The sequence below is a fragment of the Micropruina sp. genome (genome assembly GCF_027492755.1).
In the GTDB taxonomy this organism is placed as follows: Bacteria; Actinomycetota; Actinomycetes; order Propionibacteriales; family Propionibacteriaceae; genus Micropruina.
Map to the genome: position 1 here is coordinate 41,704 of NZ_JAPUED010000158.1, position 11,549 is coordinate 53,252.

Consider the following 11,549-nt stretch of genomic DNA (forward strand, 5'->3'; position numbering starts at 1 on the left):
AGCCTCGATCCGGTTCGCGTCCGCGGCCCTGTACGAAATGATCAGTTCAGCCGGCGGCGCTGCCGCCCAGGCCGGCGGGAATGACGGGTATCTCCAGAACCGACGGCGCACCCGGCTTCCGGCGCAAACCTGGTCGTTTCGGCCAGGAAGGACAGCTCTGGTTTCCGATGGAATCGACTCCTACACAGAGGCGGATCGCATTCCGGGAATCCGCGACGAGGGACGGGAACCATCATGAGGCTGGGCAGAACCGGACATGACGTGATCGACAGTGGCTTCTTCCACGATGCCGATCTCGACTACGCCACCCGAGGGGTACTGGGCCGCGCCGTGCACGGCGCGAGCGAGATCGGGGAGGTGCTGGCGACGATCGCCCGGGTGCGGCACGCGTCCGACTGGGCGACGCAGTGGCGACTCACCGCGGAATCCGCCCAGCAGCAAGCCGAACGGGCCCTGACCGACGGCCACCGGGTCAGCGCCCGGTACGCGTTCCTGCGGGCCGCCACCTACTGGTCCTGCGTGCTGGACGGCTTGGCCGGCGAGGCGGACGACGGGGCGTTGCTCGCCGCGTTCCACGCCAGCCGGCGCTGCTGGGACGGCTTCATCGACTGCTCCGCCGGAGCCCATGTCCGGCTGGGCATTCCTTACGAGGGGACGATGCTGCCCGGCTACCTGCTGCGTCCGGACGCCACCGGAGAGCCGCGTCCGACGCTGGTGATCACCAACGGCAGCGATGCCTCGATCAGCGACCTGTGGGCGACCATCGCTGCCGGCGCGCTGGAGCGCGGCTGGAACGCCTTCGTCTACGACGGTCCCGGACAGCAGTCGATGCTGTTCGACCAGTCGACCTACTTCCGTCCGGACTGGGAGGCGGTGCTGACCCCGGTCGTCGACACCCTGCTGGCCCGCCCGGACGTCCGCGCGGATCAACTGGCGGGCTACGGCCTCAGCCAGGCGGGCTACTGGCTGCCGCGAGCGCTCGCCTTCGAGCACCGGCTCGCCGCGGCCGTGGTCGATCCGGGGGTCGTGGACGTCTCGACATCGTGGACGGAGCACCTCAGCAAGGGCATGATCAGCCAGCTTCGGGAGGGTGAGCGGAAGCCGTTCAACCGGGCGATGGCCCTTGCCGTCCGCCTACCGGGGTTGGCCAGGACGCTGACCTACCGGGCACGGCCGTATCGGCACTCCGATTGGTTCGACCTCTACCGGACGGTCATGGAGTACCGCCTCGATCCGACAGTCGCCGCCCTCATCGACACTCCCCTGCTGATCACCGACCCCGAGGGTGAGCAGTTCTGGCCCGGGCAGTCGGCGACATTGGCCGACCTGGTGTCCGGGGCCGAAGTGGCGCACTTCACGGCGACGCAGGGGGCCGAGCTGCATTGCCAGCCGCTGGCCCGGCTGCTCACCGAGGCGCGGGTGTTCGACTGGCTGGAGGATCGGCTGGGTCTCAGCGAGCCAGCGCCCCAGGATGTCGCAGCAGATACGCCGTGAGGTCGTGCCGCGAACGCACGTCGAATTTGGCGTAGATGTTGGACAGGTGGAAGCCGACCGCGCTACGGGTGACGAACAGCTCACCGGCGATCTGGGCGTAGCTGAGGCCCTTGACCAGCAGCGCCAGGACGTCCCGTTCGCGATCGGTGAGCTCGGGCAGAAACTCGTCCTCGGTCGGCGCGCCGGCCACGCTCGGCGACGCGGCCGCCACCGCCTGCAGGCGCTCCACATAGGGGGCCGCGCCGAGTCGCTGGTAGCCGTCCAGCGCCCTCGCCTCGGCGAGCGATTGCTGATCGGCGACTTCGGAGACTGCGGCCAGGTCGGCCCACATGTGCGCCCGATACAGCAGCAGTTCGTTGCGGTCATCGTGGGCGGCCTGGCTGAGCAGTTCCCGGGCGACCGCGAGGTCGCCCTCGCGCTTCGCCAGCAACCCCCGCAACCAGGCCAGGACGGCGGGGCTGGACGGGGCCGGCAGGCTGGTGTCCGCCATGATCTCGACGCACCGCCGGGTCACCTCCGGCTTGCCGGCCCAGAGCGCCAGCAGGCCTGCGTGCAGGAGCAGCAGCCCGTCCGACGGGTTGGTGACGAGCTCGATGAGTGCGTCCAGATCGCGATAGTCGGCCACCAGATCAGCCACTTCGTGGGGCAGTTCACCGGCGCTGTGGACGCGCACCACCCGCGCCACCAGCAGCATCAGCCGGCCTTCCGGCCAGGGCGCCTTTCGTGACATGGCGATCGCCACGCCGAGGTGCCGGTCCGCGTCGGCGAAGCGGCCCAGGCCGGAATCGACCAGCGCGGGACCGAAATCGGGCGCCCAGCGCAACGGCTCGGACGCGTCGGCAGCAAGGCCGGCGGCGACCCTGGCCAACGGCCACTCGCCCGCCAGCCACTGGGCGAGGCCCAGTTGGGTGCGGAAGGCCGACACGTCGCGGTACCGCCCGAGCCGGCCCACCAGCGTCTCGAAGTCGCGTGCCGCCTCGCGCACGTGGAGGGCGTAGAGCCGGTAGACCGCACGCCACCCCAGCAGGCCGAGCAGTTCCTCGGGCACGGTGGTGGGGACGTCCGGCAGCGACGAGAAGAATCCGACGAGTTCGGCGTCGCTGGTCGAGCGCCGGCTGGCCACGAAGCCGCGGGTCGGCGAGTCGATCCCGCGCAGCGCCGGGTCGGACGCCTCGGCGGCGTCTGCGAGGGCGAGCTGTTCCTCGATGCGTTCGGTGGCCTGCCCGGTCAGCATCCGCAGATACGCCCGCAGGATGGCCACCCGCAGGCGGACCACCGGATCGGAATCGGCCCACTGTGGCGCCGGGACGCTCTCCAGCAACTCCAGTGCCGCCGCGATCTCACCGGCCCGGAATCGGGTCAGTGCGACCGTCGCAGCTTCCGCCGCGGACTCGGGCGCGGTCACGTCCAAGGCCCGGCGAGATCCGGCCAGTGCCGCGTCCCACAAGCTCTCCAGCCGGCGGCGTCGCCGCTCGTCCGGGGAGGCTGTGATGCCGGCCGCGGCACGGTAGTAGTGCGCGGCCTGGCGATAGGCGCTGTCGCCATGCAGCACCGCGGCGCGCTCGGCAAGGTCGGCAGCCAGGTCGTCGTCGGTGGAAGCGAGCGCCGCCAGCCGGTGGTCCAGGGCGTCCTGGCCGCTGCTCAGGGTCGCTGCCATCCGGTGCAGTTCACGCCGGCGTGGCACCGGGATCAGTTCCAGCACAGCGGCACGGGTCAGCGCATGGGTCGGCCGCGCCGTCAGCAGTCCGGCCTGACTGACCTGCACCAGGTCGGCGTCGACCAACTCCTGGAGTGCCTGGTGCGGCTCTGCACATCCGGAGACCGCAACGATGTCGGGCAGAGTGGAATAGCCCGGGCTCAGCACGACCACGGCTTCGACGACGGCCCGAGTCGCGGGACTGAGTCGTTGCACCCGGCGCTCCACCGACGAAGAGAACGCCCGCGGAACCGGCCAACTGCCGGCCAGATCCTCCAGTTCGGACGCGCTGAGTTCCTCCAGCAGCGAGGTCAGGTAGAGCGGATTGCCGCCGGTGTGGCGCCACAGTTCCGGAATCGTGCCGTCCGGAATCTCGGGACGCCGGTCGCGCACCAGGTCGGAGGTCTCCTCGATGGACAGCCCGCCGAGGCTGATCCGGTGCAGCCGTGAGCGGGAGCGCGCCAACTCGTCCAGCGGCAGCGTGCTCGCCGGGCCGCCGGAGCGGCGGCCGAGCGCGACCAGGATCGCTGTGCCCTCCAGCCGGTGCAGCACGAAGCGAAGCGCTTGGATCGACTGTTCATCGGCCCACTGGACGTCGTCCAGGCACAGCAGCAGCGGACCTGAGCGGGTGTGCTCGTCCACCCACTCGGCGAACGCCTGAGCGGCCAGCGCAGCGGGTGGGACCGCCGCTCCCAGATCGACCCCCAGGTCCCGCAACACCGAATAGGGCGCGGCCGCGATCTCCGGCTCCAACACGTCCGGGGCGACCACGACGAAATCGGACGCATGCCTCCGACAATGCGCCAAGAAGGTCGTCTTGCCGCTGCCCGGCTCGCCCTCGACCAGAAGCACCGACGGGGTCCCGGCCCGCGCATCGGTCACCGCGGCGTCCAACAGCAGGCGGTGGGCGTCCCGCAATGGTGGCATCGGCTCCTCCAGCTTTGGCCAGAGTCTGTCACGGCCACGCGGCAGCCTCGGCGAAATACCCAGATCGTCTTCCGGCAGCGCTGGATCGTCCTGGCGTGTGAAGCGGGTCGGCTATCGCGTGGTCACGATAGGTGCGCGGAGTCGATCGACCGCCGAGCACCGGCCGCGTCGTCCCCGAATCCGACACACAGCCGCAGCAGCAGGTCGGCGAGCATGAACCGCACTGTCTGGTCGGTCACCGTCCGCGCCAGGGTGAGGACGATCAGACCATGCAGGGCCGCCCAGATCTCGCCCGCCCACAGGAAGCTGCCGTCCGGACCGGGGTCGGAGAATCGCCCTGCCTCGACGCAGTCGTCGACGCCCTGCCGGAGCTTCGCGAAGACCTCGCCGCCGGCGTCGTCCTCGGTGGGCGGCCGGTGGTTGAACATCGCCCAATACAGTTCGGGCTCGCCGACCGCGGCGCGCAGGTAGGCCGCACACCCGTCCGCCAGTTTCGCGACGGGATCATCGGCTCCGGTCGACTGCTCCATCGCTGCCGCCAGCCGCGCGAAACCCTCCCTACGGACGGCCGCGTGCAGTTCGCTCATCCTGCCGAAGTGGGTGTAGATGGTCATGGTCGATGTCCCCACCTCGGTTGCCAAACGCCGGGTGCTCAACGCCGTCGGCCCCTCGTCGGCCAGCAGTCGGGCGGCAGCCTCAATCAGCGCGGTGCGGACCGCCGGGTCGGCCATGCGAGGACTCATGCGGCGACAATAACATAACAGCGATACACTAACGCTCGGTGAACGAGTGGTCACTCCGGCGGAGCGATCAACCGCTTCGGGGACGGCGACGGGTCGGCCCGGACCGCCGTCATGATCGAGGTGGCCGGCATCCACGGGCGGACGCCCAGGACGGACCGGAGCGGGCTTCGCCGATCGACCGTGAGCAGCAGGCCGCTGCCGCGATCGCGGAAGCTCCACCGGGTGTCCTCCCACAGCGCGGCAGCCGCTCGTTCCTGGCCGGGGAGGTACCAGACGTGCTCGACGCCGATGTTGCGCAGAATGCCGTCCCTGGGGACGACGTGGAGCACGCTGTTCGCGAGGCGGATGGCAGGAGGCATCCGCACCACCTCCATGCTCCGCAGCAACCCCTCCTGTCGCAGCGCCAGGCCCGCGAGGACGGCACCGGACGGGCTGATCGCGAGACGGTAGTGGTGGACGGGTATGCCGGTCGGGGCCCATTCCAACCATTGCCGCAATGCGCTCGGCGTCCAGACACGCGCGAAGTTGCAGTCGGCGGTGGCCGCGGTGACCCGGTCCGCGATCTCGGGCAGCTGCTCCGGGGACGCCGCTCGGATCTCCAGTCCGCGCGGCGGGCGCACCCGGCGAGAGCGCATCGGGACCGGCACGCTGGACGACGGTCCGACGAAGGCGCTCGCCCAGCGGCGTGCAGCGGCGAGTGAGCCGGCGTTGCCCTTCTGGATGTCGGCGAGAACGACGACATCCGCCCCCACCAGCTGCTCGGCCCGCTCGATGCGCCAGCGGCCGAGCGCCGCTCCGATGCCACGGCGGCGCTGCTCGGGGTGCACGACGAGCGACCCCAGCACGGCGTAGGACCGTTCCGCTCCCTCGTACCAGCACCTGCCGAGGGTCATCCGTGCGGAGCCGACCAGGGTGCCGTCCCCCTCGTCCACCGCGACGACGCCGACGGAACGGGTGAGCCCCGGCCCCTCCGCGCGGACATGGGTGTGGATCCGGAATGCCACCGCCCCGCCGTCGGCGCTCAGGGCTCCGAGCGCCTCCACCTCATCAAGGTCATCCGGCTCGGCGGCGCGGAGCAGGAATCCCCCGCTCGTCACGACACTGGCCGGACGGTCCGCGAGTCCGGCTGCTCGATGGCGGTCATGCGGTCATCTTCGCACCGCCGTCCAGGCCCCCGGGTACATGCGGACGGCCTTCCGCCAGCCTGAGGCCGGCAACGACACCACCTGGCCCCGTCGTGCTCGGCATTGATCCCTACGGCTGCCGGGGTTAGACCCGGGGACCCTGTTCGTCCGCGTTCACCAGGAGGGACGAGGCGTCAACTGATGGTCGCCCCAGGTGACGAGGCAGGAACTCGGTGTCGAGACCGAACCAACGGATGGTCCGGTGATCGCCCGGATTGGCATGCAGTGTCTTCTCCTCGGACGCGAAGGCATCGAACAACGCCAGCGACGATTGGCGGTCGACGTGCTCGTCGTCCCACGGAAGCAGAAACTGCACCGGGACGGAGATCCTCCGGGCGGCCTCAATCAGCGCGTCGTCCACGGCGAAACCACCACCGAAGATCGCGGCCCTGATCCGAGGTTCGACCGCCGTCAACGGGATTCCGATCCCGGTCCCGAGGGTGATGCCGCCGCCATAGCCGATCGGCGCCTCGTGGCCGATCTCCGGCAGTTCCTGCAGGGCATCCAGAGTCGCCCGCCATTCCGGGACGGCACGTTCGGCGAGCGAGGCGCCATAGCGACGGCTGACGGCGGAAACCTGCTCGGTGTCGCCGGCCAGCATCGCCTGGCGGAGTTCGGCACGGGCCTGCTCGTCGGCCGCCGAGCGCGGACGATCACCGTGTCCCGGAGCATCGATGGCCACGACGTGATAACCGCAGCCAGTCACATACTGGTGTGCCCGTGCCACCTGCGCCGGCGTCTTCTTGTGCAGGCCGCCGCCGTGGCCGAGCAGCACAACGGCCGCCTGTTCAGCGCCGGAGGTGGGCGACCAGATCACGCCGGGGACTCCGTCGACGATGAAGTCGCGCTCGACGACACCGTTCGCAGATACCTCGGCAAGGAACTTCAAGGTGTGCATAGGTCATGCCTTTCAAGGAGTGCTTCGTTGTTCGCAGCGCTCCCGGCGACCCCTACGTCAATCGCCCGACCGTGACGACGAGGGAGCACCCACATCAATCCGTCGTTTCATGGGTCTCACCTCCTTCTGAAGTCACAGTCCACCGTCAGGCTACCCACGGTGACCGCTCGAGCAAAGGGCTGTGCCGGAGAACGCGGCTCGCCTGCCCCTGGCCACTCTGAGCACGCGACGCACGCCGGGGAATCCACGGAGGCAGTCCCGTAGGCTCGTCTACCGACTAGTTCGCCAAGCCAGCAACCAGGGACAGGAGCTTCACGCATGGCGCGCACGACAGTGGTAACCCAGATTGACGACCTCGACGGCACCGTTGCCGATGAAGCGGTGAATTTTGCAGTCGACGGGGTCAGTTACGAGATCGATCTCAGCTCGGCTAACGCGGCGGCTCTCCGTGGAGCGCTCAGCACCTATATCAGTGGCGGCCGTCGCGTAGGCGGGCAGATCAGGCCACACGGCAGCGGACCTGCCCGAACGGACAAGGAACAACTCGACGCCATGCGTCGCTGGGCGCGTGAGAACGGCTTCGAGGTCTCCGATCGCGGCCGCATCAGCAAAGCCGTCCGAGAGGCATACAACACCGCCCGATAGTTTGAGGATGTGATGACGACGCTGCCAGGGTCGCCCCTCGGGCTCCACCGGAGGCGCGATCCGCTTCTCCCGAGCGATCACCTCCTCGACCCGTCCAGCATGCGCATCGAACGCCTTCGCGGCCAGGTACTCAGGTGAACTCCCGAGGTACCGACCCACTCCGCCACCACCGACGAACGGACCAGGTCGGCCGGCGGCTCAGACACTCGGGTTCGCTGGGCTGCCCAGCGCCAATTGCAGGGCCTGGCTGCCGGCGTGCCTGCTGAAGTAGGTGAGGTGATCGCACGCGACGGGTGCTGGGATCACCGGGGCAGGGTTGCGCCCGGCGGGGACCGCATGCCCGCTGCCGGTTGAGCCCCAAGGTCAGAACGACTGTGGGCCCAGTTCTGCCACGTCGGCCAGGGCGATCCGCCGTTGGGGGTACCCGCGGTGACCAGCCGTGCGACCGGCGGCGACGAAGGCACCCGCTCGATCATCCACCGGCTGACCAGCCTGCCCATCGAGTGGGCCACGATGTCGAGCGTCGTGCCGGACGCCACGGTGATCCCGGCGTTGCTGAGCGCGGCCGCCACTCGCCGCTACGACGGCGGCCCGGTCGTCGTCGTAGCGGACGGCGCCGTCGTCGCCGATCGAGGCTATGGCGAGGCGGATCACCGTGTCATCGCGTCCCCTTGCCCGCCTCCACAGCCGGGCGCACCAGGAGCCGGACTGCGCTCACGAGCGCTCCGGTCGGAGACCTCGTCGGGCAGCGTCACGATCCGCAGCACCGTCGCGTCCGCCTCGGCACGCACCGTGCTCGTCATCGGACTCGACGGCACCGACTACCTCCCAGTCGGGTACGACTCGTGGCCGGTCGACGACGAGAGAACCCGCGTCTCCATGACGCACTTCTACCGGATGCTCGGCGAGCGGCTGGCCTCCGGCGGCTGGATCTGGTGGGAGACCCCATCCTCCGCGTGACCGGATGATCGTCGTCGTCGCGCCACGTTGGCAGCAGGGTGGGATCATGCCGGCGTTGGAGTCCCAGACATATTCGTGATTGAACCAGAGCGAGGTTCTTAAGATGAGGCCGCGCACTCGTGCGCCTTTCGCGATTCAGCTTAGATTCGTCCAACCTCGCCCATCGGCAAGCAGAGGTAGCGGCTATGTGCGCGTAGATGGATCGCGTGCAGAAGCAGTCCAGACTGCTAGCGGAGATCGGAGTCGGATTCCGCTCCGCACGCCTCGAGATCACATATCGGAGATTCAAGGCGCGCGAGGTGCCTGATATCCTTCCGAACCATCCCGCGGTCGCCCAACATCGACCCACACACCCAGGTCCAGGGCTGCCGAGTTGCGAACACGATAGCCACACCCCCGAGGATCCCATGTTGACCCGAACGAGCAGACTCCCCCAGCCGGACGCCCCACTTACGCTGCCGCAGGCGAGGAGTATCGACCGCGGAGAGAACCCGTGACGACCTACCGTGACCGATGGGTGGCGGCACAAACGTTCGACGTCAGGCTCGCCCACGCAACGGTGAAGGATCTGCTGGTACCGCGGCTGAGTATCTACTGGACCGATCTGTTGATCACTGCCGTGATCGGCTGGAGCGGGTTCGCGCTGTCGGTCGTCCTCACCCCTCTCCACCCACTCGGGATCGTGGGGCTGATCGTCGCCGTGGTGGCGCTCTATCGCGGTGCGCTCTTCATCCACGAGGTGGTGCATTTTCGCAGCAGGGCACACACCCGCACGTTCGGCCGCGGCTGGAACGCACTCGTCGGAGTCTGGCTACTCATCCCCTACTTCATGTACGAGGGACACGCCGAGCATCACAGTCGCCGCGTTTACGGCACCGCCCTCGACGGTGAGTACATCCCCTTTGCGCGACTCTCGCGGTGGGAAATAGTGAAGGTCGGCGCGTCGGCCTTGTTGCTTCCGCTGTTCGGCCCGATCCGGTTCGGAATCCTCGCCCCCGTTTCCTGGTGCGTGCCGGCAACTCGAAACTGGGTTTACGCGCGCGCTTCCTCGATCAAGCTTGACCTGGAATACGTGGGTCACCCGCCACGGCCATCGCAGCGCCTGCCGTGGTTCGTCCAGGAGTTCGCCTGTTTCGTCATCGTATGGACTGTTGGCATCGCGGTCGGCGTCGGAGCCCTGCCGTGGGTTCTCCTGGTCTGTTGGTACCTGATGTTCGCCGGGGTCTCGTCCTTGGACACCATGCGGCTATTGGGAGCACACCGCTACCTCGGCCATGATTCCGACGCGAGCATCGTCCTCCAGATGATCGACACCATCAACTATCCGTCGGCGCCGATCGCCGGATTCTTCTGGGGGCCGGTCGGGCTGCGCATGCATGCACTACACCACCTCGTTCCGGCGCTGCCCTACCACGCGTTCGCGGAGGCGCACAGGCGCCTGACCGCCGTGCTTCCTGCCAACTCCGCCTACCGCCTTACCGAAAGTTCCGGGCTCATCGCCGCGGTCATCGAACTATGGCGGGCTCCGCGTCCCCTGCCCGGTGAGCATCCCGTCGGCAGTGTGGCTCACGAAGATGACCGCCGCGGGGACTCCACCTCGGCGTCGACCGACTGTTGATCGCGCTGGGTGGCTCACTGGGCGGTATGCAGGCGCTGGAGTGGGCGCTTCTCGGACGAAGGCGGGGATCAGGTCCGCGCAAGGCTGCGCACCGACCTGGCTGCGGAGTGGTTCACGGCCATGGAGCGTCCCGCGCCGAACACTCGCGAACTGTCGGGGTTCATCACCCGCATGTCCCGACCGCCAGCGACCTCGGTGGCCGGGTATGACCTCACTCTCTCGCCGGTGAAGTCGGTGTCGTCACTGTGGGCCATCGCGGACCGACAGACGGCGGCCCTGATCGAGAGGGCGCACTGTGCGGCGGTCACCGACGCACTTGCGGTTCATCGAGGCCGAGGTGCTGAAGACCCGCAAGGGCCGCGCCGGGGTCGAACAGGTCGACGTCACCGGACTGGTGGCCGCCGCGTTCACCACCGTGACAACCGGGCCGGCGATCCGGATCTGCACACCCACGTCGCGGTCGCGAACAAGGTACAGACGCTCGCCGACGCACAGTGGCGGGCGATTGACGGTAGGGCGATGCACAAGGCGATCACGGCCGCCTCGGAGACGTCCAGCACCGCCTTGGAAGCCCATCTCGGCGCGGCGCTGGGGGTGCGGTTCGTCGACGTGCTCGGGATGGACGGCCGACGGCGGGTCCGCGAGATCGCCGGTGTCGATCCCGGTCTGGTCCAGCTGTGGTCGACCCGACGTCGGGAGATCAGCGCCCGGGCCGGCGAACTGGGCAACACCTTCCACAACGAGCACGGCCGGCCGCCCAACCCCGGCGGAGCGGCAGGAGCTGTACCAGCAGGCCACCTTGGAGACCCGAGAGGCCAAGCACGAGCCGCGATCCCGCAGCGAGCAGCGAGCCGTCTGGTGGCAGCAAGCCGTTGGCCTGCTCGGTGAACGCGAGCTGCAGGCCGTGTATCGCCGTGTGTTCGACCAGCAACGCCTGGCCGCGCGGACCCTCGACGACGCCTGGTACGGCCGGCTGGCCGCCACCGTGATCAGCAATGCCGAGGTGCCCGCGCATGCGGAATCAAGCGCGAGGCGAGTATGCGATTGCGAGGCCTCGGGATATCTTCTTCCGCTCGACGAGCGACGACGCACCCTCTCCGATCTTCCTCTTCATCTCAGCAAGCTGCGGCGTTGACCGGTTGTGGCCACGGTTACTGGTCACGTTTCACCTTTGTCGCGAGCGTCATGGTTGCTGCTGCTGCCAGGGCGACTACCGCCCAAGTGAGGGCTTGCATGGCCCAGAAGGGACCGTTGGCAAGCTCCCGGGCCGGGGTGGTCAGGTTGGACTCAGCAAAGACGAGAGTTGAGTTCATGAGCGCGTGTGCCCAAGCTGCCGGCCACATCGAGGATGACATGATGCGAGCTGCCGAAAGCACGAATCCGA

Annotated in this window: 11 protein-coding genes; 6 read left to right on the forward strand and 5 right to left on the reverse strand. The window is 68.6% G+C overall.

Annotated elements, in window-relative coordinates; translation table 11 throughout:
• Nucleotides 1-234: 234 nt before the first annotated feature.
• Complete coding sequence (locus tag Q0066_RS11235) at nt 235-1,494, forward strand: dipeptidyl aminopeptidase (protein ID WP_298132927.1); 1,260 nt, start codon at nt 235-237, stop codon at nt 1,492-1,494.
• On the opposite strand, the gene Q0066_RS11240 is transcribed toward Q0066_RS11235, so the two are convergent.
• The 4 genes from Q0066_RS11240 to Q0066_RS11255 all read right to left on the reverse strand — a co-directional run bounded on the left by Q0066_RS11240 (nt 1,451) and on the right by Q0066_RS11255 (nt 6,942).
• Nucleotides 1,451-4,117: a LuxR family transcriptional regulator gene (locus Q0066_RS11240; protein WP_298132929.1), complete on the reverse strand. Its 2,667-nt coding sequence runs from the start codon at nt 4,115-4,117 to the stop codon at nt 1,451-1,453. The genes Q0066_RS11235 and Q0066_RS11240 overlap by 44 nt on opposite strands.
• A 122-nt stretch (nt 4,118-4,239) precedes the next feature.
• Nucleotides 4,240-4,860 (reverse strand): TetR/AcrR family transcriptional regulator, encoded by a 621-nt coding sequence (locus tag Q0066_RS11245; protein ID WP_298132931.1) that lies wholly within the window; start codon nt 4,858-4,860, stop codon nt 4,240-4,242.
• Nucleotides 4,861-4,910: 50 nt separating this feature from the next.
• A complete protein-coding gene (locus Q0066_RS11250) occupies nt 4,911-5,957 on the reverse strand; it encodes a GNAT family N-acetyltransferase (protein WP_298132933.1) in 1,047 nt (348 codons plus the stop codon).
• 172 nt (nt 5,958-6,129) lie between these two features.
• Nucleotides 6,130-6,942 carry an alpha/beta hydrolase gene (locus Q0066_RS11255; RefSeq protein ID WP_298132935.1) on the reverse strand — a complete coding sequence of 271 codons (813 nt, stop codon included), beginning with the start codon at nt 6,940-6,942 and terminating at the stop codon, nt 6,130-6,132.
• Nucleotides 6,943-7,260: 318 nt separating this feature from the next.
• On the opposite strand from Q0066_RS11255, the gene Q0066_RS11260 reads away from it, so the two are divergent.
• The 5 genes from Q0066_RS11260 to Q0066_RS11280 all read left to right on the forward strand — a co-directional run bounded on the left by Q0066_RS11260 (nt 7,261) and on the right by Q0066_RS11280 (nt 11,300).
• Nucleotides 7,261-7,587, forward strand: a complete 327-nt coding sequence (locus tag Q0066_RS11260; protein WP_298132937.1) for an Lsr2 family protein — start codon at nt 7,261-7,263, stop codon at nt 7,585-7,587.
• A gap of 429 nt (nt 7,588-8,016) precedes the next feature.
• Nucleotides 8,017-8,547 carry a hypothetical protein gene (locus Q0066_RS11265; protein WP_298132939.1) on the forward strand — a complete coding sequence of 177 codons (531 nt, stop codon included), beginning with the start codon at nt 8,017-8,019 and terminating at the stop codon, nt 8,545-8,547.
• A 493-nt stretch (nt 8,548-9,040) separates the two neighbouring features.
• Nucleotides 9,041-10,165, forward strand: coding sequence for a fatty acid desaturase (locus tag Q0066_RS11270; RefSeq protein WP_298132941.1), 1,125 nt, complete (start codon nt 9,041-9,043; stop codon nt 10,163-10,165).
• A gap of 9 nt (nt 10,166-10,174) precedes the next feature.
• Nucleotides 10,175-11,053 (forward strand): MobF family relaxase, encoded by an 879-nt coding sequence (gene mobF, locus Q0066_RS11275; protein WP_298132943.1) that lies wholly within the window; start codon nt 10,175-10,177, stop codon nt 11,051-11,053.
• Nucleotides 10,965-11,300, forward strand: coding sequence for a hypothetical protein (locus Q0066_RS11280; protein ID WP_298132950.1), 336 nt, complete (start codon nt 10,965-10,967; stop codon nt 11,298-11,300). Before mobF ends, Q0066_RS11280 begins: the two co-directional genes overlap by 89 nt.
• Nucleotides 11,301-11,316: 16 nt before the next feature.
• Here the strand turns inward: Q0066_RS11280 and Q0066_RS11285 are convergent.
• On the reverse strand, nt 11,317-11,549 hold a 233-nt coding region (locus tag Q0066_RS11285), incomplete at its 5' end, for a hypothetical protein (RefSeq protein ID WP_298132945.1).